At 71.5% G+C, this 24154-nt stretch carries 20 protein-coding genes; 6 read left to right on the top strand and 14 right to left on the bottom strand.

Going from position 1 to position 24154, the window contains the following annotated elements; translation table 11 throughout:
- Positions 1 to 20: 20 nt before the first annotated feature.
- The 7 genes from ACFQ9V_RS06220 to iolC all read right to left on the bottom strand — a co-directional run bounded on the left by ACFQ9V_RS06220 (position 21) and on the right by iolC (position 8421).
- Positions 21 to 1046, bottom strand: coding sequence for a Gfo/Idh/MocA family protein (locus ACFQ9V_RS06220; protein WP_382458300.1), 1026 nt, complete (start codon positions 1044 to 1046; stop codon positions 21 to 23).
- 63 nt (positions 1047 to 1109) lie between these two features.
- Complete coding sequence (locus tag ACFQ9V_RS06215; protein WP_382458299.1) at positions 1110 to 2054, bottom strand: sugar phosphate isomerase/epimerase family protein; 945 nt, start codon at positions 2052 to 2054, stop codon at positions 1110 to 1112.
- A 49-nt stretch (positions 2055 to 2103) separates the two neighbouring features.
- A complete protein-coding gene (gene iolD / locus ACFQ9V_RS06210) occupies positions 2104 to 4041 on the bottom strand; it encodes a 3D-(3,5/4)-trihydroxycyclohexane-1,2-dione acylhydrolase (decyclizing) (protein ID WP_382458298.1) in 1938 nt (645 codons plus the stop codon).
- On the bottom strand, positions 4038 to 4940 hold the full coding sequence (gene iolB / locus ACFQ9V_RS06205) for a 5-deoxy-glucuronate isomerase (protein WP_382458297.1): 903 nt from the start codon (positions 4938 to 4940) through the stop codon (positions 4038 to 4040). The genes iolD and iolB overlap by 4 nt, the downstream gene beginning before the upstream one ends.
- 11 nt (positions 4941 to 4951) lie before the next feature.
- Positions 4952 to 6502, bottom strand: coding sequence for a CoA-acylating methylmalonate-semialdehyde dehydrogenase (locus ACFQ9V_RS06200; protein ID WP_382458296.1), 1551 nt, complete (start codon positions 6500 to 6502; stop codon positions 4952 to 4954).
- Positions 6503 to 6545: 43 nt separating this feature from the next.
- Complete coding sequence (locus ACFQ9V_RS06195) at positions 6546 to 7466, bottom strand: class I fructose-bisphosphate aldolase (protein WP_382458295.1); 921 nt, start codon at positions 7464 to 7466, stop codon at positions 6546 to 6548.
- Positions 7453 to 8421 (bottom strand): 5-dehydro-2-deoxygluconokinase, encoded by a 969-nt coding sequence (iolC, locus tag ACFQ9V_RS06190; RefSeq protein WP_382458294.1) that lies wholly within the window; start codon positions 8419 to 8421, stop codon positions 7453 to 7455. Before iolC ends, ACFQ9V_RS06195 begins: the two co-directional genes overlap by 14 nt.
- A gap of 117 nt (positions 8422 to 8538) precedes the next feature.
- Between iolC and ACFQ9V_RS06185 the strand changes: the two genes are divergently transcribed.
- Positions 8539 to 8952 (top strand): tautomerase family protein, encoded by a 414-nt coding sequence (locus ACFQ9V_RS06185; protein WP_382458293.1) that lies wholly within the window; start codon positions 8539 to 8541, stop codon positions 8950 to 8952.
- 19 nt (positions 8953 to 8971) lie between these two features.
- Here ACFQ9V_RS06185 and nhaA read toward each other — a convergent pair whose 3' ends face one another.
- Positions 8972 to 10840: a Na+/H+ antiporter NhaA gene (gene nhaA, locus ACFQ9V_RS06180; RefSeq protein WP_382458292.1), complete on the bottom strand. Its 1869-nt coding sequence runs from the start codon at positions 10838 to 10840 to the stop codon at positions 8972 to 8974.
- A 151-nt stretch (positions 10841 to 10991) separates the two neighbouring features.
- Positions 10992 to 11858: a helix-turn-helix domain-containing protein gene (locus ACFQ9V_RS06175; RefSeq protein WP_382458291.1), complete on the bottom strand. Its 867-nt coding sequence runs from the start codon at positions 11856 to 11858 to the stop codon at positions 10992 to 10994.
- Positions 11859 to 11991: 133 nt separating this feature from the next.
- On the opposite strand from ACFQ9V_RS06175, the gene ACFQ9V_RS06170 reads away from it, so the two are divergent.
- Complete coding sequence (locus tag ACFQ9V_RS06170; RefSeq protein WP_382458290.1) at positions 11992 to 13023, top strand: NAD-dependent epimerase/dehydratase family protein; 1032 nt, start codon at positions 11992 to 11994, stop codon at positions 13021 to 13023.
- Between the two features lie 46 nt (positions 13024 to 13069).
- On the opposite strand, the gene ACFQ9V_RS06165 is transcribed toward ACFQ9V_RS06170, so the two are convergent.
- Positions 13070 to 13834, bottom strand: coding sequence for a BTAD domain-containing putative transcriptional regulator (locus ACFQ9V_RS06165; protein ID WP_382458289.1), 765 nt, complete (start codon positions 13832 to 13834; stop codon positions 13070 to 13072).
- 49 nt (positions 13835 to 13883) lie between these two features.
- Between ACFQ9V_RS06165 and ACFQ9V_RS06160 the strand changes: the two genes are divergently transcribed.
- The gene (locus tag ACFQ9V_RS06160; RefSeq protein WP_382458288.1) at positions 13884 to 14042 is read left to right on the top strand and encodes a DUF1059 domain-containing protein; all 159 of its coding nucleotides are present in this window, start codon (positions 13884 to 13886) and stop codon (positions 14040 to 14042) included.
- Between the two features lie 17 nt (positions 14043 to 14059).
- Entirely contained in the window at positions 14060 to 14917 is an 858-nt protein-coding gene (locus ACFQ9V_RS06155; RefSeq protein WP_382458287.1) for a sulfurtransferase, read from the top strand.
- A 7-nt stretch (positions 14918 to 14924) separates the two neighbouring features.
- On the opposite strand, the gene ACFQ9V_RS06150 is transcribed toward ACFQ9V_RS06155, so the two are convergent.
- The 3 genes from ACFQ9V_RS06150 to ACFQ9V_RS06140 all read right to left on the bottom strand — a co-directional run bounded on the left by ACFQ9V_RS06150 (position 14925) and on the right by ACFQ9V_RS06140 (position 19946).
- Positions 14925 to 15740, bottom strand: coding sequence for an ABC transporter permease (locus ACFQ9V_RS06150; RefSeq protein ID WP_382458286.1), 816 nt, complete (start codon positions 15738 to 15740; stop codon positions 14925 to 14927).
- On the bottom strand, positions 15737 to 16630 hold the full coding sequence (locus ACFQ9V_RS06145; protein ID WP_382458285.1) for an ABC transporter ATP-binding protein: 894 nt from the start codon (positions 16628 to 16630) through the stop codon (positions 15737 to 15739). The genes ACFQ9V_RS06150 and ACFQ9V_RS06145 overlap by 4 nt, the downstream gene beginning before the upstream one ends.
- 289 nt (positions 16631 to 16919) lie before the next feature.
- Positions 16920 to 19946 (bottom strand): FAD-binding and (Fe-S)-binding domain-containing protein, encoded by a 3027-nt coding sequence (locus tag ACFQ9V_RS06140; RefSeq protein ID WP_382458284.1) that lies wholly within the window; start codon positions 19944 to 19946, stop codon positions 16920 to 16922.
- A 203-nt stretch (positions 19947 to 20149) separates the two neighbouring features.
- On the opposite strand from ACFQ9V_RS06140, the gene ACFQ9V_RS06135 reads away from it, so the two are divergent.
- Complete coding sequence (locus tag ACFQ9V_RS06135; RefSeq protein ID WP_382458283.1) at positions 20150 to 20710, top strand: hypothetical protein; 561 nt, start codon at positions 20150 to 20152, stop codon at positions 20708 to 20710.
- A gap of 31 nt (positions 20711 to 20741) precedes the next feature.
- Here the strand turns inward: ACFQ9V_RS06135 and ACFQ9V_RS06130 are convergent, their stop codons facing one another.
- The gene (locus ACFQ9V_RS06130) at positions 20742 to 20960 is read right to left on the bottom strand and encodes a hypothetical protein (protein WP_382458282.1); all 219 of its coding nucleotides are present in this window, start codon (positions 20958 to 20960) and stop codon (positions 20742 to 20744) included.
- 273 nt (positions 20961 to 21233) lie between these two features.
- Here ACFQ9V_RS06130 and ACFQ9V_RS06125 point away from each other — a divergent pair, with 273 nt between their 5' ends.
- Complete coding sequence (locus ACFQ9V_RS06125) at positions 21234 to 24113, top strand: alkaline phosphatase family protein (RefSeq protein ID WP_382458281.1); 2880 nt, start codon at positions 21234 to 21236, stop codon at positions 24111 to 24113.
- The last annotated feature ends 41 nt before the right edge of the window (positions 24114 to 24154 follow it).

Here is a 24154-nt window from a genome sequence, read left to right as displayed (position 1 = left end):
TGCCCTTCGGGGACAGGTGGTTACGTGTAGAACAGCGGGCGGGCCGGCGTCGCTACGGGGACGGGGCCGGACTGGTCCAGCGCGCGGACGCCGGCCTCGCACGCGAGGGCGACCAGATAGCCGTCCCAGGCGTTCGGCCCGGCGATGAGCGAGCCGTCGCGGACGGCGTCCACCCACGCCTGCACCTGGGCGTCGTACGCGCGGGCGAACCGGGTCTTGAACGTCGTGTGCTCGGCGATCGAGAACGCGGCGTCCGACCAGCGCTGCAGGCCGGACGGCTGGCCGATGCGCGCGGTGCCGGTCTGGAAGACCGCCTCGGTGCCGACCTGGTAGCCGAACCGCGCGCTGACGTTCATCTCCACGTCGACCAGCACGCCGTTCTCCAGCTCGATGAGCACCAGGATGGGCTCGCGGAGCCGCTCGGGCGCGAGGTCGTTGCGCCGCGGGTACTTGACCTCGACGCTGCGCACGGGCGAGCCGGCGAGCCACGGCATGACGTCGAACTCGTGCACGACCGAGTCGGTGATGAGCATCGACTGGGTGTAGCTGTCGGGCACCGACGGGTTGCGGTGCACGCCGCGCAGCATCAGCAGCTCCCCCGCGTCGCCGCCGACGATGAGCTCGCGCAGCGCGCGGTACTCGTCGTCGAAGCGGCGCATGAAGCCGAGCTGGATGTGCGGGCGGTCGAGCTTCTGCTCCAGCTCCAGGATGCGCAGCGACGACGCACTGTCCGGCGTCAGCGGCTTCTCGCACAGGATGGGGAGCGTCGCCTCCAGCGCGGGCACCAGCACGGGCTCGTGGAACTGGCCGGGCGTCGCGATGATCACCGCGTCAAGGGCGGACGCGTCGAGGGCGTCCTCCACGCTCGCGAACGCCCGCGCTCCCGGCGCCGCGGCTGCCGCGGCCTCCGCCCGGCCGGCGTCCGGCTCCACGATCGCGGAGACGGTCGCCCCGCTGATCGTGCGGGTGATGCGCTGGATGTGGTCGGCGCCCATCTGCCCGGCGCCGACGACGCCGACGCGGAGGTCCTGGTTGCTGGTGGTCATGCGGTTACGGCTCGATTCTGTGCGTGGCGGAGGGAGTCGGCGGGGAGGAGTCGGCGTGGGAGGTCAGCGCGTGCGGGTCAGCGGCGAGCATCCGAAGATGTGCTGCCGGGTGCGGGTGGCGATCCCGAGCGGGACGTCGATGTCGATGCCGGGCATGTCCTGCTCGACGATCGCGAAGATCTCCGGGTCGATGGCGGCGACCGCCTCGATGATCGGCGCGAAGTCCGGGATGCCGGCCGGCGGCTCGACCATCACGTCGATCGCGGCGTCCGCGAACGCGACATCGTTCTTGAGCACCTCGAAGCGCAGCTCCGGGTCTATCTGCTTGAGGTGCAGATACCCGATGCGTTCCGGGTGGTCCTGGATCAGCGTGACGCTGTCTCCGCCGTAGTAGGCGAAGTGGCCGGTGTCGAGGCAGAGGTTCACGTAGCGCGGATCGGTCTGCGCGAGCAGGCGCTCGACCTCGCGGTGCGTGCCGACGTGGGAGTCGGCGTGCGAGTGGAACTGCTGACGGAGACCGTATTCCTCGAGCAGCATACGACCGAGGCGGTCGTGCCCGGCGGCCAGCGACGTCCACTGCTCGTCGGTCAGCGTGCGCGGCTCCAGGGTCTCGCCGGTGGCATCCGACCGCCAGAGGTCGGGGATGACGACGATGTGCTCGCCGCCGACCGCCCGGGTGAGCGCGGCGACCTTCTCGACCTGCTCGAGGGCGCGGTCCCACTGGTCGGCGCCCTTGTGGAACCCGGTGAAGACGGTGCCGCCGCTGATCTGCAGGTCGCGCTCGGCGAGCTCGTCCAGGAGCTGCGCCGGGTCGGTCGGGAGGTAGCCGTACGGCCCGAGCTCGATCCAGTGGTACCCCGCGGCCTGGACCTCGTCGAGGAAGCGGTCCCACGGTGTCTGCCGCGGGTCCTCCGGGAACCACACGCCCCACGAGTCGGGCGCGGTGCCGATGCGGAGGCCGGAGGTGTGCGCCTCGGCCGGGCGGTGGTCGGTGGCGGTGTCGGTCATCGTCGTCCTTCGGTGGCGGTGGTGGTCGGGGTGGTTCGGTGCGGCGCGCTCAGCCGAGCAGGGGCCGCTGCTGCTTCCGCTGCCGGACGTAGTCGGCGCGCGCGGTCTGCGTGCTCTCCAGCTCGGAGGTCTCCGCGACCGGGACGTCCCACCAGCCCTCGCCGTCCGGCCCGTACACGAACGGGTCGGAGTCGAGGTGGATCAGCGTGGAGGTCGTGGACGCCTTGGCCGCTCTGACCGCCTCCTCGAGCCGGGCGGCGGCATCGGGACCCGGCGCGAGCTCGATCACGTCGATGCCGAAGCTGCGCGCGTTGGCGGCGAGGTCGACGGGCAGGAAGTCGCCGCGCTCGAAGTTCAGCTCGGCCTCATCGCGGTACCGGTAGCGGGTGCCGTAGCGTTGCGAGCCGACCGTCTCGGAGAGGTGGCCGATGGAGGCGTAGCCGTGGTTCTGGATGAGCACGACGACGATCTTGATGCCCTCGGCGACGGCGGTCGCGAGCTCGGTGTGCAGCATCAGATAGGAGCCGTCGCCGACGAGGACGATGACGTCGCGGTCGTCGCCGGCCGCTTCGAGCCCGCGTTTGACGCCCATCCCGCCGGCGATCTCGTAGCCCATGCACGAGAAGGCATATTCGACGTGGTAGCCGAGTGGGTCGCGGACGCGCCACAGCTTGTGGAGGTCGCCCGGGAGGGAGCCCGCCGCCTGCACGACCACGTCGCGCGGGTCGGAGGCCCGCTGGACCGCGCCGATGATCTGCGGCTGACCGATGAGCGAGGATTCGCCGTCGAGAGTCGTGGGAGCGAGGGCCTCGTCGGCAACGGCGTCCCACTCCGTCTTCTCCTCAGCGATCCACGTCGCGTAGCCGGGGTGCACCGTGTGCCCGGCGAGGGCCGCGGTCAGGGCCGTGAGCGCCTCCCGCGCGTCGGCGATCAGCGGGAGTTGCGAGCCGTGCTTGTAGGCGTCGAACGGTGCGACGTTGAGGTTCACGAACCGCACGTCCGGGTTCTGGAAGACCGTGCGGCTGGCGGTGGTGAAGTCGCTGTAACGGGTCCCGACACCGATAACGAGGTCGGCCTGCGCGGTGACCCGGTTGGCGGCGGTCGTGCCGGTCGCGCCGACGCCGCCGAGGTACTGCGGGTGGTCCCAGCTCAGCGAGCCCCCGCCGGCCTGCGTGGTGCCGACCGGGATGCCGGTGGCCTCCACGAACGCGCGCAGCACGTCCTCCGCGCCCGAGTACAGCATCCCGCCGCCCGCGACGATCACCGGACGCTGCGCGCCGCGGATGGCGTCGACAGCCGCCTGCAGCGCCCAGCCCTCCGGGACCGGGCGGCGGACGTGCCAGTCGCGGGGGGCGAGGAACTCCTCCGGGACGTCGAGCGCCTCGGCCTGCACGTCCTCCGGCAGCGCGATGGTCACTGCGCCGGTCTCGGCCGGGTCGGTCAGCACGCGCATCGCAGCGAGGGCGATCGAGAAGAGCTGCTCCGGCCGCTGCACGCGGTCGAAGAACCGCGACACCGGACGGAAGGCGTCCGTCACCTGGATGCCGAGATCGTGCGGGTGCTCGAGCTGCTGCAGCACCGGGTCGGCGACGCGCGTCGCGAACGTGTCGGACGGCAGCAGCAGCGCCGGGAGGCGGTTGGCCGTCGCGAGGGCGGCGCCGGTGATCATGTTGGCGGCGCCCGGTCCGACCGAGGCGGTCGAGGCGAGCGTGGCCCGGCGGCGGTGGATGCGGGCGTAGCCGACCGCCTGGTGGACCATCGCCTGCTCATTGCGCGCCTGGTAGTACGGCATCAGGGTCGGGTCCTGCACGTTCGCCTGCTTGAGCGCCTGGCCGATGCCGGCGACGTTGCCGTGCCCGAAGATGCCGAGCATCCCGGGGATGGTGCGCTCGCGCACGTCGCCGTCGACGGTCCACTGGTTGGCGAGGAACTCGACGAGCGCCTGGGCCACCGTCATCCTGCGGGTCGTCGCCGTGTTGGTCATCATTGCGCGGCTCCTTGCGTGGTCGAGACGTAGGGAAGGCGAGGGTCGGTGTCCTGGGCGGTCCAGGTGTCGCGCAGCCAGGCCTGGCGCGGATCGTCGCTGATCAGCCACGCCCGCTCCTCCCCCGGCCCGGCCATGACGTTGAGGTAGTAGAGGTCGTACTCCGGGGCCGCGACCGCCGGGCCGTGGTAGCCGAACGGCACCAGGGCGATGTCGCCGGTGCGCACGAGCGCGTTGGTCTCGATATCGCCGGCGGCCGAGCGATAGGTGGCGAAGCTCCCGAAGGCGTCGGCGATCGCCGGGGCGTTCGCGCCGCGCACGGGAGCCGACTCGAAGTAGTAGATCTCCTCGAGCCGGGACTCGTGGCCGGGCACGTCCTCGTCGTGCTTGTGGGCGGGATGCGACGACCAGTTGCCGGACGGAGTGATGACCTCGCACACGATCAGGGAGGCCGCATCCACGGCTCCCGGAGTGCCGAAGTTGTGCACTTGACGGCTGTCCCGGCCAGCGCCGCGCAGCTCGACGGGCACCGCATCCTTCGCGATGTACACCGACGGCTTGCGCACACGCGTCGGGGCCTCCGTTACGGCCACCCGGCCGAAGCCGGTGACCTTCAGGCCGTTGCCCGCTCCGATGTAGACCACGTCCGTCGGCCCGTCGAAGACACTGGACCGGCCGGCGAGGTGGGTGGTCTGCCCCTCGTGCTCGACCGCGAACGACCCGGCAAGCGGGACGACGATGCGCTCGACGTCACCGGCCTCCAGCTCGACTGCGTTGCCGGCGAGCTCCGCGACCCTGAGCCCGGTGTGCTGCCAGCCGTCGAGGGAGTCGTCGACCACGGACTCCCACCACCGGTCGCTCAGCGCGCCGCGCGGGAAGAACCATTCGTTGTGCTCTGCCACGTCTGCGATCCTCAGGTGTTCTGCGGGAAGCCGAGGTTGATGCCGCCGTGCGTCGCCGGGTCGAGCCAGCGGCTGGTGATCGCCTTCTCGCGGGTGAAGAAGTCGAAGCCGTGCACGCCGTACGCCTTGGCGTCGCCGAACAGGGAGGCCTTCCAGCCGCCGAACGAGTGGTACGCGACCGGGACCGGGATGGGCACGTTGATGCCGATCATGCCGACCTGCACTTCGTTCTGGAACCGCCGGGCGGCGCCGCCGTCGTTGGTGAAGATCGCGGTGCCGTTGCCGAACTGCCCGGAGTTGATGAGGTCGAGACCCTCTTGGAAGGTCTGCACGCGCACGATGGACAGCACCGGCCCGAAGATCTCCTCGCGGTAGGCGGCGGAGGTGAGCGGGATGTTGTCGATGAGCGTCGGGCCGAAGAAGAAGCCGTCCTCGTGGCCCTCCACCGTGAAGCCGCGGCCGTCGACCACGATGTCCGCGCCGTCGGCCTCGGCGATGTCGACGTAGCCGGACACCTTGTCGCGGTGCACACCGGTGATCAACGGCCCCATGTCGGGCTCGCCCTGGCCGTCGCCCGCGCCGTTGCCGATGCGCAGCCTGCCGATGCGCTCGGTGATCTTCGCGATGAGGTCGTCCGCGACCGGCTCCACGGCGAGCACGACCGAGACAGCCATGCAGCGCTCGCCCGCCGCGCCGTACCCGGCGTTGACCGCCTGGTCGGCCACCAGGTCGAGGTCGGCGTCGGGCAGCACCAGCATGTGGTTCTTCGCGCCGCCGAGCGCCTGGACGCGCTTGCCGTTCTTGGACGCCGTCTCGTAGATGTACTGCGCGATCGGGGTCGAGCCGACGAACGAGATGGACTGGACGACCGGGCTGTTCAGGAGGCCGTCGACGGCGAGCTTGTCGCCCTGGAGCACGGTGAAGACGCCGTCCGGGAGGCCGGCCTCCTTCCAGAGCGCGGCGATCCACAGTGCGGCCGACGGGTCCTTCTCGCTCGGCTTGAGCACCACGGCGTTGCCGGCCGCGATCGCGACCGGGAAGAACCACATCGGCACCATCGCCGGGAAGTTGAACGGGGAGATGATGCCCACCACGCCGAGCGGCTGCTTCAGCGAGTACACGTCGATGCCGGTCGACGCGTTCTCGGAGTAGGCGCCCTTGATCAGGTGCGGGAACCCGGTCGCCAGCTCCACGACCTCCTGACCGCGCAGGATCTCGCCCATCGCATCGGAGAGCACCTTGCCGTGCTCGGCCGTGATGATCGCGGCCAGCTCGCCCTTGCGCGCGTTCAGCAGCTCGCGGAACGCGAAGAGCACCGTCTGGCGCTTGGCGATCGAGTACTGGCCCCACACCTCGAAGCCACGCTGCGCCGAGGCGATCGCCTCGTCGATCTCGGCCTGATCGGCGAGGGCGACGTTCGCCGTCGCGACGCCGAGGGCCGGGTTGAAGACCGGAGCGGTGCGCCCGCTCGTGGAGGGCCGCGCGGCGCCGTCGATCCAGTGCGGGATGGTCGGCAGCTCGCCCGCGGCGACGGGGGCGGTGGTGGTGTCGGTGCTGGTCATGGTGTGTTCCTTCGAGGTACTGGGTGCGGGTGAGCGGGCCGGATCAGCGGCCGTGGACGAGGGAGGCGGCGATGTCGACCGCGCGGCCGACGTCCCCGTCCTTCGGGTAGAGGAGCGTACGCCCGACGACGAGGCCGTGCACGCCCGGGAGCGCGAGTGCGGCCTCCCACGACGCGAAGGTCTCCTCGGGCGCGGCGTCGGTGTCGCCGCCGAGCAGGAGCGCGGGCAGCGTGGTCGCCGCCATGACGCGCTCCATCTCGGGCACGACCGGGAGCTTGAGCCAGGTGTACGCCGACGAGGCGCCCAGGCCGGAGGCGATGGCCACCGAGTGGATGACCGCGTCCGTCGTGAGGTCGTTGACGACCCGGCCGTCGTTCCAGCGGCTCAGGAACGGCTCGAGGAGGATCGGGAGCCGCGCGCGGGCCGCCGCGGTGACAGCGTGCGCCGTCGCCTCCAGCGTGCGCGCCGTTCCGGCGTCCTCCAGGTTGATGCGGACGAGCAGTTTGGCCGCGTCAACGCCGTCGTGCACCATCGCGTCGACGTCGTAGCCGGTGTAGCGGTCGTCCATCTCGAAGACGGCGCCGCGGAGGCCGCCGCGGTTCATCGAGCCGACGGCGATCTTGTCGTCGAGGGCGCCGAGCAGCGCCAGGTCTTCGATGATGTCCGGGGTGCCGAGCACGCCGTCCACGCCTGGCCTGGACAGCGCGAGCGCGAGCCGCTGGAGGAGGTCGTAGCGGTCGGCCATCGCGATCGGGTCGTCGCCGACGCCAAGGGCGCCCCGGGCCGGATGGTCGGCCGCGACGATGAACAGGCGGCCGTCGTCGCGGACCAGCGGGCGGCGGGTGCGCGTGGCGAGCACGGTCGCCACGTCGTCGGGGCTGGCGTGGCGGCGGGCGCGGAGGCGCTCGAAGGCGGCCGTGTCGATGATCGGAGCAGGGCCGGCGATCAGGTCAGCTGTGGACATTCTGGAGCTCCTTCAGCACCGACTCGACCTCGGCGGTCGTCGGCATGGCGGTGGAGCACTCGCGGCGCGTGGCCACGATGGCTCCTGCGATGTTGGCGAAGCGGATGACCCGCTCCAGCGACCAGTCCTGCAGCAGGCCGTAGCAGAGCGCGCCGCCGAAGCCGTCGCCCGCGCCGAGGCCGTTGACGACCTCCACGAGGTACGGAGGCACCTCCACGGTCTCCTCGCGGGTCTTGGCGAGGACGCCCCGCGGGCCCTGCTTGACCACGGCCAGCTCGACGCCGCGCTCGAGGAGGGCGTCCGCCGCTCGCAGCGGCTCGGTCTCGCCCACCGCGATCTCGCACTCCTCGCGGTTGCCGACGGCGACCGTGACGTGGCCGAGCGCGCGCTCGACCTCGGCCGTGGCCGCCGCCCCGTTCGGCCAGAACATCGGCCGGTAGTCCAGGTCGAGGACGGTGAGCGGCCGACGACCCCGCGCCTCCCACGCCACATGGTGCGCGGTGCGGCTCGGGTCGCGGGACAGGCCGGTCACGGTCGACCAGTAGATGCGCGCCCGGCTGATCGCGTGGAGGTCGAGGTCCTTCGCCGTGAGGGCGAGGTCGGGCGCGAGCGGGTCGCGGTAGAAGTACAGCGGGAAGTCATCCGGCGGGAAGATCTCGCAGAAGGTCACCGGCGTCTTGAGAGTGCCGACCGTGCCGACGAACCGGTCGTCGACTCCCAGCCGGCGCAGCTCGCGGTGGGCGTACCGCCCGAACGGGTCGTCGCCTGTGGCGGTCACCACCGCCGAGCGGAGACCGTGCCGCGCGGCGGCGATCGACACGTTGGTCGCGCTGCCGCCGAGGAACTTGCCGAACGTCTCGACGTCCTCCAGCCCCACCCCGTCTTGCAGGGGGTAGAGGTCGACACCGATGCGCCCGATGGTGATCAGGTCGAACGGCTCCCCATGCTCGGTCATGTCGTGGAACTCCTTCGTCGTGCTGTGGTGCGTGTCGAAAGCCTATCATTTGACAGGACAAACTATCAATCTGCACAATCGAGACGATCCCTTCTCTCGAGACCATCGGAGGCCCCCATGCCCCTCGTCCGCATCGAACTCCAGGAAGGCCGCGCGGCTGCCGCCGTCCGCGCCATCGCCGACGCCGTCCACGACGCCATCGTGAGCGAGTACGGCATTCCCCGGCGCGACCGGTTCCAGATCGTCACCGAGCGCCCGGCCGGGTCGATCATCGCGGAGGACGCCGGGCTGGGCTTCGAGCGCAGCGACGGCGTGGTCGTCATCCAGATCTTCACGCAGCGCGGCCGCGCGACCGAGGCCAATCAGAGCCTGTTCGCCGAGATCGCACGGCGGCTCGCGGAGGTCGGCATCGCCGGGGAGGACGTCTTCATCGGCTACGTCGAGAACGGTCCGGAGGACTGGTCGTTCGGCTTCGGGAGGTCGCAGTACCTGACCGGGGAGCTCGCCGTGCCGAGCGCGGTGGTCGCCTGAGCCGTCGTCCATCTGCGCCTCAGGGCGCTCCGACGCTCGCCTGCAGGGCCCGGATGAGCGACTGAGCGTCGTACGGGCCCATGTGGCGGCGACCGTTGATGAAGAAGGTCGGCACGGCGGTGATGTCCATCGCCTCCGCGTCGAGCATGTCGTCCCTGACCCGCGCCGTGACCTCGGGCGAACCCAGGTCGGCCTCGAACCGCGCCAGGTCCAGACCGAGCTCCTCGGCGCGGCGCATGATGTCCGATGGGAGCTGGTGCTCCTGGTCGGCGAAGAGGCTGCGCTCGAACGGGAAGAACTTTCCCTGCCTGGCGGCGGCTTCCGACGCCTCGGCCGCGGCGAGCGCGTTGGGATGGAACCGCGTCAGCGGGGCGTGCCGCCAGACGTAGCGCAGGTTGTCGCCGAGCTCCCGCCGCACCTCCTCCACCGACCCGGTCGCCTTGAGGCAGAAGCCGCACTGGAAGTCGCCGTACTCCACGATCGTGAACGGCGCGTCCGGGTCGCCGAAGATGTGGTCGCGCTTCGGGTCGACGGGGCGCACGAGCGTGAGCCCCATCTCCTCCTTGGGCCGGCGCGCGTCGGAGAGGCGGAACACGATCGTCGCGACGGCGAATGCGATCACCGTCGCCGCCAGGACCCCGACCCTGGCGGCGTTCTGGGCGGCCTCCTCCGGGATGGCGAGGTCCACGATGAACAGCGAGATGGTGAAGCCGATGCCGCACAGGGCGGCGCCGCCGGCCAGCCGGTCCACGGTGAGGCCCGGGCCGAACTCTCCGATGCGCAGCGCCCGCAGCAGCACGGTCGAGCCGAACACGCCCACGAACTTGCCGACCACGAGCCCGGCCACCACGCCCCACGCCAACGGGGAGACCGCGGCGCCGACCAGGATGTCGCCGTTCAGCCGCACGCCCGCGTTGGCGAGCGCGAACAGCGGGAGCACCACGTACGCCACGTACGGCGACCACGCCGACTGCAGCCGCTCGTTGATGGAGATGGACTCCCGGAGGCTGTTCGCCGCAGCCCGCGCGTACTCGGTGTTCGGCGACTGGCGGAACGTCCTCGCCAGGTCGAGCGCGTGCTCCACGTCCCGCCGGTTCGGCCGGTACACCGGGATCAGCAGCGCGATCGCGACGCCGGCCAGCGTCGGGTGCACGCCGGAGGCGAGGAACGCCAGCCAGACGATCACGGCGAGCGTCCCGTAGACCGGTCCGCGGCCGCCGCGGAGGTACCGCGTGAAGTACACACCGACCAGCCCGACCGCTGCGACGATCAGCGGCACGGGGTTGAAGTCCTTGGTGTAGACCAGCGCGATGATGCTCAGCGCGCCGATGTCGTCCACCACGGCGAGCGCGAGCAGGAACACCCGCAGGCGGCCGACCGCGCGAGGACCGATCAGGGCGAGGCCGCCGACCAGGAACGCCGTGTCGGTCGAGATCACGACGCCCCACGCGTTGGCGTGCCCCGTCCCCATCGCGAACAGCACGAAGATGCCCGCGGGCACCGCGAGCCCGAAGATCGCCGCGACCACGGGGACGACGGCGCGCGACCAGCTCGTGAGCTCGCCGATCGCGAACTCGCGCCGCACCTCCAGCCCCACGGTGAAGAAGAAGATCGCCATGAGCGCGTCGTTGACGAGGGCGTGGAGGGTGAAGTCGAGGTGGAGGTCGCCCAGCCCGAGCGTGAGGTGCGTCTCCCAGAAGTGCTCGTAGCCGGTGAAGGAGATGTTCGCCCAGACGATGGCGATGAGCGTCGCGAGCAGCAGGAGGAGCGCGCCGATGCGGCTGCGTCCCATCGCCCGGAACCGCTCGGCCAGGGTGGGCCGCCGGTCACGGGAGGCGCCGACGTCCTCCGGATCCGGCGAGCGCTGGATCAGGGTCAGGTTCGTCATGGTCCATCTCAACGCTTTCGGCGCGAGAGCGCCAGACCCCGAGAGGCTCTAGACCAACGGGGGTGCGTGCGTGGACGGCGTGGTGGAGGACTCTGGAAATCGAACCAGACAAGTCGCCCCGATAGGCGAATCCCCCGTGGATCACTCCACCTTACAAGCTCGAGTGCTCGGCCACGGTCAGCTCCGCCGTGTCGGCCAGAGCGCCGAGCAGGCGCAGCTTCTCGGCGTCGGCGTCCGTGGCGGCGTGGTACAGCACGAGCACGATCCCGTCGGTGCCGGTGACCTGCAGCTTCTCGCGGTGCACCGTGAGCGACCCGACCTGGGGATGCTGGAATGCGAAGGTCGCGCCCTGCCGCTCGCGCACGTCGTGCCGGCTCCACAGCCTCCGGAACACCGGACTCGCGATCGACAGCTCGCCGACCAGCTCGACCACGCGCGCGTCGTCGGCGTCCGCGCCGACCGAGCGCCGGAAGCCCGCGATCAGCACAGCCGAGGCGGCCTCCCAGTCGGGGAAGAGCGCCTGCTCGGCCGGGTCGAGGAACACGTCGCGCATCCGGTTGCGGCCAGGGACCAGCCGAGGCGAGAGCGCGGAGGCGAGGGCGTTGGCAGCCAACACGTCGAGGTAGCGGCCCTCCACGAACGCCGGGAACGGAAGCTGCGGCACGAGTGCTGCCAGGCTCTCGGGTAGCGTCTCGGCCCGCGGGCGGCGCGGCCGGCGCGGCGCCCGGTCGCTGTCCGGCAACCCGAGCAGGTACGCGGTGGCCTCCTCGTCCAGTTGCAGCACGCGCGCGATCGAGCGCAGCACCTGCCCGGACGGGTTGCGGTCGCGGCCCTGCTCCAGCCGCAGGTAGTACTCGGCGCTGATGCCGGCGAGCATCGCGACCTCCTCGCGGCGGAGGCCGGCGACCCGGCGCGTGCCGAGCACGGGGATGCCGAGGCTCTCGGGCGAGACCAGCTCGCGGCGGGCGCGCAGGAACTCGCCCAACAGGTTGCCCTGCCCCTCCGCCTCGACGTTCATGCGGTCAACGCTACGCGGAGACGCGCCGGGCAGGGTGTCCCTCGCACTACCAGTGTGGACAGGGGGCTGGATGCTTCGGGCCGGCGGGGGAACCATCGAACGGTCAGCACCCGACCAACCGAAAGGACCGAGCATGGCAGACCAACGCATCCTCGTCACCGGCGGCTCCGGCTTCATCGCCGGGCACATCATCCTCCAGCTCCTGGGCAGCGGTCACGAGGTCCGCGCCACCATCCGCTCGCTCGATCGCGAGGACGCCGCGCGCGCCGCACTGGCCGAGGCGGGGATGACGAACGGGGACGCGCTGCGCTTCGTCGCGGCCGACCTCCTGGACGACGCCGGCTGGGCCGAGGCGGTCGACGGCGTCGACGCGGTGCTGCACGTCGCCTCCCCCGTCCACCTCGGGCCGGTCGACGACGAGGACGACGTGATCGTGCCGGCGCGGGAGGGCACCCTGCGGGTGCTGCGCGCCGCCAGGGACGCCGGAGTGCCGCGCGTCGTGCTCACCTCGGCCTTCCACGCGGTCGGGTTCGGTCATCCGCCCCTCGACCGCGCGTTCACGGAGGCCGACTGGTCGCCGCTCGACGGCCCGGGGATGGACGCTTACGGGCGCAGCAAGGTCCTCGCCGAGCGCGCGGCGTGGGAGCTGCTCGACGGCGGCTCCACCGAGCTGGTCACGATGCTCCCGGTCGCGGTCGTCGGGCCGCTGATCGGCACGGGCCTCTCGGGTGCGAACCACCTGGTGCGGCGCGTGCTCACGGGCGAGCTGCCCGCGTATCCGGACTTCGCCGTCCCGTTCGTGGACGTGCGGGACGTCGCCGCCGCCCACATCGCCGCGATCACCGCGGAGGGCGCGCCGGGCGAGCGCTTCCTGCTCGCGTCACAGGAGGACGCGGTGCCGCTCGCGAAGGTCGGCGCTGTGCTGCGGGACGAGCTCGGCGAGCGCGCGATCCGGGTGCCCCTGGCGACGGCGCTGCTTCCCGACGCCGCCGTGCGCGCCGCGGCAGAGGCGAACCCGGGGATGCGGTCGATGTCGGCAGAGCTCGGCTACCGCAAGAAGGTGTCGACCGAGAAGGCGCGGCGCGTGCTCGGGTTCGAGCCGCGCCCGTGGCAGCAGGCAGTGGTCGCTGCCGCCGAAAGCATGCTCGCCAAGGGCGTCGCCTGACGTCGAGGGGCACGTAAGCGCCCCTAAAACGCAGTTTTAAGGGCGTTTACGTGCCCCTCGGCGGTTCCAGCAGCGAGGTGTAGAGGTGTTGCGTCGCTTGGCTCGGGGAGACGCCGAGCTCGTCGCGCAGCAGCGCGCGCAGCTCGCCGTACACCGCGACCGCTGCGCCGACATCGCCCTGCAGCTGCAGCGCCCGCATGAGCACCTGGTAGCCGGTCTCCCGCAGCGGTGCGACCGACACCAGCCGGCGCCCCGCGCGCACGGCAGCGGGGAGCTCGGTGCCGCCCATCTCCAGGGTCGCGACCGCGTAGGCGTCCAGCGCGCGCACGAGGATGTCGGCGAGCGCGCGACGCTCCTCCTCGATCCAGCCGGCGTCCTCGCCGGGCAGGAACTCCCGCTGGGCCACCAGCATCGCGCCGATCGCGGGACCCCAGGCCGCCGCCCAGTGCCCGAGGGCGACCTGCGACTCGGCGCGGTGGACGGCCTGCTCCGCCCACTCCACGTCGACGTGGGCGTCGTCGCCCAGCTCCAGCCGCAGCGCCGACCGCCCCTCCAGCGCGTCGGCGCCGAGCAGCCGCCTCAGCTTGGACACCAGCGGGTTCAGTCCGGCGCCGTGGACGGCGACCGCGCCGGGCCAGACCGCCTCGGCCAGCTCGTCGCGGGTGCACGGGCGGTGCCGGTTGAGCACGAGGTACGCGAACAGCAGCCGTCCCTGGCGGCCGGGGAGGCCGTCCTCCAGCCGCTCAGCGGCCACTTCGAGGTGCAATGTCCCGCAGAGCTGAACCCGGACCCCACCGGACGCCAACGTCATGCCAACATTCTGCCAACGGGCCGTGCGTAGAACTATGAGGGAGGACGAGATGACCAGGATCATCCGGTGCGAATGCGGCTACATCGCCCGCGGCGAGACGGACGCAGAGGTCGTCGACGACATCAGCGCCCACATGCAGTCCGACCATCCTGCCCTCTTCCAGGCAGTCGCGCGGGAGGACCTGCTCGGCTGGATCCAGTTGGAGTGAGCCGCAAGGAGGCCACCATGAGCTCCACCACCACTACCCGAGCCGAGCGCGACGTGCGCGCCGACGCTCCTCTCGACCCCGTCCCTCTTGTTCGGCCGGACTGGCTCGAATCCCACCTCGCGGACCCCAGCGTCCGCGTCATCGAGGTGGACGTGAACGCCACCGCCTACATGTCGGGCCACCTCCCCGGCGCCGTGCTCTGGAACCCGTACGCCGACCTCAAGGGCCCGGACTACCGGCCGGTCGCCGATGATGCGATCCGCGCCCTCTTCGAGCGGTCCGGCATCACCCCGGAGACGACCGTCGTCTTCTACGGGTACGCGCCGTCGCTCGGGTTCTGGCTGATGAAGCTCTACCGGCACGCGGAGGTGCGCATCCTCGACACCTCCCGCGCGGTCTGGCAGGAGGCCGGCCGGCCCTGGACGACCGGGACGCCGGACGTGGCGCCCTCCCGCTATCCGCTGCCCGAACCGGACGGCGCGATCCGGGCCACCGCCGCCGACGTGCGCGCGGCGATCCGCCGCGCAGGGAGCACGATCGTGGACGCCCGGAGCGCCGCCGAGTACACCGGCGAGCGCTTCTGGCCGTCCGGGACACCGGAGCCCGGAGGTCGCGCGGGCCGCATCCCGTCGGCGGTGAACGTGGACGCGTCCGGCGTGTTCGACGAGCGCGGCCGGTTCCGCGACCGCGACACCCTGGCGGGCATGTTCGCCGCGGTCGACCCCGGCGCGGACGTCATCACCTACTGCACGATCGGCAACCGCGGCTCTGCGGAGTGGTTCGCTCTGCGCTACCTGCTCGGGCACGCGAACGCGCGGGTGTACGACGGCTCGTGGGCGGAGTGGGGGCACGACCCGGACACGCCGATCGCGTGAGGCAGCGTCACTGACCGTCCTTCCGGATCCACCGGAAGGACAGCCGGCACGCGACCAGCCCCGCCACCAGCCAGATCAGCAGCACCACCGCGATCCAGCCGAGCTGCCAGCTCCCGCTCGGCTCGGCGGCCTCGAAGCTCGCCGGGAGGAACACGCTCCGCATGCCCTGCGCGATCCACTTGAGCGGGAACAGGCTGGCGATGTTCTGCAGCCAGGTCGGCAGCAGGTTGAAGGCCAGGTAGACGCCGGAGATGAACTGCAGCACCAGCACGATCGGGATGATGACCGCCGTCGCGCTCTTGCCCGTGCGCGGCACCGCCGAGAGCGCGATCCCCAGCACGGCCGAGGTGACGATCCCGAGCACGTAGATCCACGCGAACCGCAACCACGCTTGCGGGTCCGTCGGAAGTGCCACCCCGAACAGCACCCGGGCGACGAGCAGCAGCAACGCGATCTGCAGGATGCTCGTCGCGATGACCTGGCCCATCTTGCCCAGGAAATACGAGACGACCGGCAGCGGGGTGCCGCCCAGGCGCTTCAGCGTCCCGTCGCTCTTCTCCACGGCGATGTCGACGGCGAGGTTCTGCACGCCGCTGAGGAGGATGCCGGCGGCGATCATCCCGGGCAGGTAGTAGGCGGCCTGCGTGATGCCACCGCTGCCGTCGGGGGCGGCGCCGACCTTGCCGAGGCCCTGGAACGCGACCGAGAAGATCCCGAGCATGACCACCGGGAACAGGAAGGTGAAGAAGATGGTGTCCGCCTGGCGGAAGTACACGACCACCTCGTAGCGGATCCGGGACCAGCCCAGCGCGACCGAGGTCATGCGGCCACCTCCTGGCCGGTGGTCGTACCGGCCCGCTCGTCCGCCTCGCGCACCAGAGCGAGGTAGATGTCCTCCAGGCTCGGGCGGATGACCTCCAGGTCGCGGGGCTCCCCGCCGGCCTCCGCTGCGAGGCGGGCGACCAGCGCGCCCGGTGCGTCGGTGCGCTCTTCGTGCGGCGCACCGGTGGAGTCCCGCCAGCGGACGATCGGGATCTTCGCCGCCGACCCGCCGATCGCATCCACCGCGCCGATGTCGAGCAGCGCGCCGTGCGCGATCACGGCGGCCCGGTCGCTGAGCTGCGCGGCCTCATCCAGGTAGTGGGTGGTGAGCAGGATGGTGGTGCCCTCCCGTTTCAGCGTGCGCACCAGCTCCCAGAACTGCCGCCGGGCCTCCGGGTCGAACCCGGTCGTCGGCTCGTCGAGGAAGAGCAGTTCTGGGCGCCCGATGACGCCGAGCGCGACATCCAGCCGCCGGCGCTGACCTCCGGACAGGTTGCGGATGCGGACCTTCGCCTTCTCCTCCAGCCCGACGGCGGCGATGACCTCCTCGACGTCGCGGCTGTGCGGGTAGTAGCGCGCGAATTGCGTGAGCTGCTCGCGCACGGTCACGTTCGCGGCCTCGGCCCCGGACTGCAACACGATCCCGAGCCGCGCCTTCCACGCGGTGCCGGCCTTGCCTGGATCGGCCCCGAGCACACTCGCCTCTCCGCCCGACCGGTCGCGGTAGCCCTCCAGGATCTCGATGGTCGTGCTCTTGCCGGCGCCGTTCGGCCCGAGCAGCGCGAACGTCTCCCCGTCGGCGATCTCGAAGTCGACGCCGCGCAGGGCCTCGAAGGAGCCGTACGACTTGCGGAGGCCGCACACGACCACGGCGGGAGGACGCACATTCATGCGCCCATCATGCCGCCCCGTACCGCCGTCCGCAGCAGTCCTCTGTCGAGGGGCACGTAAACGCCCCTAAAACCCGCGGCACTTTTAGGGGCATTTACGTGCCCTTCGGCAGAGGGGTTAGCGAACCCGCGGGTCAGGCATCGACTTTCTGCGTGTATCGGATCACACTTGCGCATAACGCCGACCTCCCCGATATCACTGGCGGTGCCGGGGTGACCAAGCGGCGGGGACGAGCGTTTCGGGACCTCGTCCCCGCTCCGGCCTCGGCGTGGGGGCGGCCGGCCACTGCTCACGAGCGCTGCCGCACCCGGTCGGAGGAGAGCGCGCGCTCGACCGCGGCTGGCCGGATGCGCTCGGCGGCGCGGCCCGGACGGTCGACGCGCACGGGAACGCCCCGGCGCGCGCCGAGCTGCAGCGCGAGCACCTCGGCGAGATGCAGCGGCCGCTGACCCGGGCCGAGCGTGTCGGCGAGCTGCTCCACCTGCGTGCGGCAGCTGAAGCCGTCGGCGATCACGAGCGTGTCGGCGTCCGCCTCCCGGAGGGCCGGCAGCAGCGCGTGCTCCGCGGCCGCCGCCGACACGTCGAGGTGGCCCGCCTCGAAGCCGAAGTTGCCCGCCAGGCCGCAGCAGCCCTCCACGGTGGTGGTCTCGATGCCGGCCGCGTCGAGGATGGCCTGGTCCGCCCCGAAGCCGCCGACCGCGTGCTGGTGGCAGTGCGGCTGCACGACCGCGCTGCCGCCGACGTGCGGGGGCGACCACTCGGGCGTCCGCTGCAGTAGCTCGGCGAAGGAGGTCGCCCGCTCGGCGACGACGGCGACGTTCGGGTCGTCCGGGAGCAGCTCCGGCGCGTCGGAGCGGAACACCGCCAGGCAGCTCGGCTCCAGCCCGACCAGCGGGATGTCGTCGCCCAGCGCCCCGGTGAGCGCCGCCGCCGTGTGCGCGAGCATCCTCCCGGCCGTCGCGAGCTGACCGGTCGAGATCCAGGTCAGCCCGCAGCAGAGGTGCCCCGGCGGCAGGACGACGCGGTAGCCGGCGTCCTCCAGCACGGCGACCGCCGCGCGCCCGATCGACGGGTGGAAGTTGTCGGTGAAGGTGTCCGGCCAGATCAGCACGTCGCCGAGCGGCGCGGGAGGCGCTGGCGGCCGCGCGGCGAACCAGTCGGTGAAGCGCTGCGGCGCGAACAGCGGCACCGGACGGTCGGGCTCCACGCCGCCGAGGCGCTTCGCGACGCGCGCCACGCCCGGGAGGCGGGCGAGCCGGTTCACGAGGGACGGCGCGACGCTCGCCAGCCGCGCCCAGACCGGCAGCCAGCCCATCGTGTAGTGGGCGGCCGGGCGCAGCCTCCCCGCGTAGTGGTGCGACAGGAACTCGGCCTTGTAGGTCGCCATGTCGACGTTCACCGGGCAGTCGGTCTTGCAGCCCTTGCACGACAGGCACAGGTCGAGCGCGTCCTTCACCTCCGTGGAGCGCCAGCCGTCGGCGATCGGGCTCTCCCGGTACTGCCCCTCCAGCATCTCGAAGAGCAGCCGCGACCGGCCGCGGGTGGAGTGCTCCTCCTCGTTCGTGGCGCGGAACGACGGGCACATGACGTTGCCGCTGTGGCTGCGGCAGTTGCCGACGCCCACGCAGCGCAGCGCGGCGCGGTCGAACTGCCCGCGGTCCTTCGGGTACGAGAAGTGCAGCTCCACGTCGACCTTCGGGCCGTAGCCGGCGCCGAGCCGGAGGTTCTCGGTGGGCAGGTAGGGGTGCACGACCTTGCCCGGGTTCATCCGGTCGTGCGGGTCGAAGAGCGCCTTGAACCGCTCGAATAGCCGGACGACCTCCTCGCCGAACATGATCGGCAGCAGTGCACCGCGCGCCTGCCCGTCGCCGTGCTCGCCGGAGAGCGACCCGCCGTACTGCGCGACCAGCTCGGCGCCGCGACCGATGAACGCGCGGTAGTGCGCGATCCCTTCCTCGGTGACCAGGTCGAACGGGATGCGGCAGTGCACGCAGCCCTGCCCGAAGTGGCCGTAGCGGGAGACGTTCTCGTAGCCGAACTCGTGGAGGAGGCCGCCGAAGTCGCGCAGGTAGTCGCCCAGCCGCTCCGGCGGGACGGCGGCGTCCTCCCAGCCCTCCCAGGTGTCGGGCCGGCCGGGCATCCACGCGGTGGCGCCGAGGCCGGCCTCGCGCACCTCCAGGATCTCCTTCTGGTGCGCGGGATCGTCGAAGAGCCGGTCATCGGGCACGACGTCCCGCTCGCGCAGCGCTGCGACCGTCCGCTGCGCCTTCGCGTCGGACTCCTCCTTGCTGTCGCCGCCGAACTCGCACACCAGCCAGCCGCCGCCCTCGGGGAGCAGCTGCAGCGCCTCCACGTTCTGCCGTTTGGTCTTCTGATCGTTCACCAGCACGCTGTCGATGCCCTCGATGGTCAGCGGGTCGTGCCCGGCGATCGTCGGGGCGGCGTCGGCGGCGTCCTCGATGCTCGGGAAGCCGAGCACCAGGAAGGTGCGCGCCGGCGGCAGCGGCACCAGGTCGAGCTCGGCGTGCAGCACCGTGACCAGGGTGGACTCCGAGCCGACCAGCGCCCGGCCCACGTCGAAGCCCGCCTCCGGCAGCAACGAGTCGAGGTTGTAGCCGGAGACCCGGCGCGGGATCCGCGGGTAGCGCTCGCGGATCAGGTCGCCGTCCTCCTCGGCGAGGTCGCGCATCGCTGTGTAGAGCTCGGCGACCCGGCCGCCTTCGAGCTGGATGCGCTCGAATTCAGCCGTGGGGGTCGGCCCCGCCCAGAACCGGTCTCCCTCGTAGGTCAGCACCTCCAGCCGGCGCACGTTGTCGTCCGTCTTGCCGTAGGCCTGCGCACTGGAGCCGCACGAGTTGTTGCCGATCATGCCGCCGAGCGTGCAGTGCGAGTGCGTCGCCGGCTTCGGGCCGAACTGGAGGCCGTGCGGGGCCAGCAGCGCGTTGAGGTCGTCGAGCACGATGCCGGGCTCGACCACGGCCACGCGCGCGTCTGCGTCGAGGGAGAGCACCCGGTTGCAGTACTTGCTCCAGTCGATGACCACGCCGTGGTTGGTGCACTCGCCCGCGAGGCTCGTGCCGCCGCCGCGGCTGAAGACGGGGGCGGCGAACTCGCGGCAGACGGCGATGGCCTCCACCGCGGCCTCCACGGTGCGCGGGATGACGACGCCGATCGGCACCTGCCGGTAGTTGGAGGCGTCGGTCGAGTAGGCGGCGCGGCTGCCGTCGTCGAAGCGCACCTCCCCGTCGACCCGGTCGGCGAGCGCGCCGGCCAGCGTGCGGACGTCGATACCGCCGGAGGTGATGGTGCTCGACATGATGGTGCCCTTCCTGTCGTCCGACGCCTCTCCTCGGATGGAATGCCTTGGGGCCGCCGAGCGCAAGAGGGAGAACGGATTCGCCAGGCGCGCGAAGCGTCCAGAGGTTGGTCAGGAGGCGCTCAGGGGGCGCAAAGCGCGCGCTCCTAGGGTGGTGGTCCGCGTGGGACGTCCGCGCGAGCCGAGCGGACGGGAGGAGCGGGATGCGCAAGGCGGTCGTCGCCCTCCTCGTGGCCACCCTCATCGTCGCCGGCGGTCTGTTCGCGGCCTCCCGGCTCGTGTCAGCGCCCGCGATCGTCGCCGCCCTGCCCGCGCCGTGCGCCGACGCCACAGCGACCACGGTGGCCGGCCGCGCGGTGCCGAAGGGACCGGTCGCCGGATACTGCGCGCCGGAGCTCGCGATGGCCGCGACGATCCTCCAGGCCGCGCGCGACCAGGGCGTCGGGCAGTACGGCGAGACCATCGGGGTCATGACCGCGATCGGCGAGTCCGGCCTCCGCAACCTCGACTACGGCGACGCGGCGGGCCCCGACAGCCGCGGGCTCTTCCAGCAGCGGGACAACGGCGCGTGGGGCACCCTCGCCGACCGGATGGACCCGTACACGGCGGCGACGAACTTCTTCCGCAAGCTGGCCCGCCTCCCCGGCTGGCAGTCGATGACGCCCACGGAGGCCGCGCACGCGGTGCAGGTCAATGCGGACCCCGGCTACTACGCGCAGTACTGGGGCGACGCGCAGACGGTCGTCGCCGCGCTCGGCGGATGAACCCGCGTCCGCTCAGCGGATGCAGGAGGCGTCAGCGGATATAAGAGGCGTCCGGCCCGGTCTCCCCTGAGCTCTCCAGCGGCGGATCGCGCAGCTCGCTGAGCTCGGCGACGGCGCTCTCGATCGCGTCGAGCGCGAGCCGCAGCGACTCGGCCCAGGCGGCGGGGGCAGCGCCTCCCGCCGTCGCGGCCTTCGCGAGACTCGCGCGCGCTCGGCGGATGGCGTCCTCGGCGGTCTCCAGATTGTCCATGCCGCCATCGTCCCACCGCCGGGGGCGGCGCGGGCAGCTGAGAGTCCTGACAGACGACGCGCCCACCGCCCACCCGGCGTTCACCTGCGCCTCGCGCCCGCCGCCTGGGATGCCGCCGCCGACACGCCCGACCCCGCGCGTCCGCCGTCACCCCGCATTCATGAACCGTTTGGTTGACCCCCCGACGAGGGGCACACCAGTGTCTTGTCTGTGACCTCGCTATGAGGTCTCTCGCCTTCTCACCTCATCCACTCTCGGGAAAGGCCTCGTCCCATGCCTCGCAACACCCCCCGGCGCCAGAAATCCGGCAGGCGCCGTTTCTCCTCCCTCACGCCGCGGCAGCGCGTCCTCGCGGTCACAGCGGCGACCTGCGCGCTCGTCGTCCTCGGCGGCGGCATCGCCACCGCCTCCACCCTCGCCTTCGGGAACCAGCAGGTCGGCGTGAACTACGCCGGCGGCGAGCAGATCTCGTCCGACCAGACGCTCCGGCCGGCCGGAACGCGCCTGATGACGCCGTTCGGCAAGCTCATGGGGTCGACCGTCAGCCCCGACGGCCGCTTCCTCGTCGGCACCAGCGCCGACCGCTCCGTCGACCTCCAGGTCTTCGACCTCAATGGCTACAAGCCGGTCGCGGCGGCGGGCACGCTCTCGGCGACCTCGTTCGCGACCGCGGCCACGAACGCCGGCTACGGCTCGATGAAGTACCTCAAGATCTCGGACGGCACGGTCGGCCAGGAGGGCCCGGTGTTCTCGCCGGACGGGAAGTTCCTGTTCGCGCCGGTCGCGACGGGCATCGTGCGGTACCCGTTCAACGCGGACGGGTCGCTCGGCGCCGGCACCACGATCCCCATCCCGAACTCCGCCGCGGGCCAGGAGGCGCTGACCGCCGGGATGACCTTCTCGCCGGACGGCTCGACCCTCTACGCCGCGGTCAACGGCCAGAACACGGTCGTCGCGCTCGACCCCGCCACCGGCACCGTCAAGCAGACCGTCGCGGTCGGCATCGCCCCGCGTCAGCTGACGTTCGCCGGGAGCACGCTCTACGTCTCCAACGAGGGCGGCCGCTACGCCCTCCCCGGCGAGACCACGATGGGGTCGTACGGCACGCAGGTGCCCGCCGACACCACCCTCGGCACGTCGACGACCGGCACGGTCAGCGTCATCGACACGGCGAACCCGTCGGCTGCGGTCGCCTCCATCCCGGTCCAGCTCCACCCGACCGCGATGCACCTCAGCGGCACGACGCTGTACGTCGCCAACACGAACAGCGACACGGTCTCGGTGATTGACACGCGCTCCGGGGCCGTCGTCCAGACGATCGCGACCCAGCCGTGGGCGTCGTCCAAGACCGGCTACCAGCCGACCGCCGTCACCCTGCAGGGCGACCACCTGCTGGTGTCCCTCGGCAATGCCAACGCGATCGCCGTCTACAAGGTCAACCCCGCCGACCCGCGCGACCCCGCGAGCCTCATCGGCCTCCTGCCGACCGACTACTACCCCGAGAACGTCGCGGCGGTGAACGGCTCGATCGTCGTCACGAACACGCGCGGGATCGACGCGCGGGGGCCGGGGATCACCGTCAACAAGGGTGCGGGCGTCGCGGTGGTGACCGGGCACGGCACGCACTCGACCACGGCGTCGCTCACCAAGTTCGCGCTGCCGAGCGACCAGGCGATCCGCAAGGCGACCGCTCAGGTGTTCGCCCAGAACGGCTGGACCGAGAACTCCCTCAAGCAGGCGCAGGGCGACCAGAGCGACAACGCGTCGGTGGCCATCCCGAAACGCCTGGGAGACCCGTCGGCGATCAAGCACGTGTTCCTCGTCGTCAAGGAGAACCGCGGCTACGACCAGCTCTACGGCGACATGAAGCAGGGCAACGGCGACCCGTCGCTGACCCAGTTCGGCCAGACGGTGACGCCGAACCAGCACGCCCTCGCCTCCCAGTTCGGCCTGTACGACAACACGTACGACATCGGGACGAACTCGGCCGAGGGCCACAACTGGCTCATGCAGGGCGACAACACCGCCTACACCCAGACCAGTGCCGGTGAGTACACCCGCTCCTACGACACGGAGGAGGATGTGCTGGGCCACCAGCGCAGCGGCTTCCTCTGGAACTCGGTGCAGTCCGCCGGGAAGAGCGCGAAGAACTTCGGCGAGTTCGAGTACGGCGAGGGCAAGCCGGCCGGCGCGACCTGGCAGCAGTACTACTGCGCCGCCACGAGCGTCATGGGCGGCGGTTCGTCCGCGCAGCTCTTCGACCCGTCCATCAAGTGGAACGCGGGCTCTGTCATCCCGTCGCTGAACGCGATCTCCGACCCGAACGCGGCGCCGTTCGACCTCGCGGTGCCCGACATCTACCGGTACGAGACCTGGAAGCAGGACTTCGAGAAGAACGGGCCGTCCAACTTCAACATGGTGTGGCTCTCGAGCGACCACACCGGAGGCACCGCCGACCCGAAGGCGATGGTCGCCGACAACGACCTCGCCCTGGGCAAGATCGTCGACGAGATCTCGCACTCGCCGTACTGGAAGGACTCCGCGATCTTCGTGGCGGAGGACGACAGCCAGGACTCGGCCGACCACGTCGACGGCCACCGTGCGCCCATCCAGGTCATCAGCCCGTATGCCGCGCACGGCAAGACGGTGAGCACCTACTACTCGCAGATCAGCATGGTGCGCACGATCGAGCAGATCCTCGGCGCCCAGCCGCTGAACCAGAAGATCGCCGCGGCGACCCCGATGGTGGACGCGTTCAGCAACAAGCCGGACCTGACGCCGTACACCGCGGTCCCCAACCAGATCCCGCTGACCGAGGGCGTGGCGACCAAGCCCGCCTGCGGCTACGACACCCTCGGCCAGACCGGAGCCGCGGCCGCCGCGGTGAACGCCCAAGCAGAGAAGGACACCGCCGTGCCCGCGTCCGAGAAGTCGGTCGCGGCCGAGTGGCAGAAGTGGTCGGGGAAGCAGCACTTCACAGGAACGGCGGGCCACCCGGCCATCCCGGACTACGACAACCCGCTGCTGATGAACCGCTACACCTGGTACCAGACCAAGCACTGGACGTCGCCCTACCCGGGTGATGCGAAGATCTACGGTCCGAACGACGTGCCGGGAATCGCTCCAGGCTCGACCAACCACGACGACCAGTAGCCGTCGAAGCGCGGACGCCCCTGCCCCTCGCGGGCGGGGGC

This window comes from Leifsonia sp. NPDC056665, from assembly GCF_042791795.1.
Taxonomy (GTDB): Bacteria; Actinomycetota; Actinomycetes; order Actinomycetales; family Microbacteriaceae; genus Leifsonia.
This window is presented reverse-complemented; position numbering and strand designations above follow the sequence as displayed.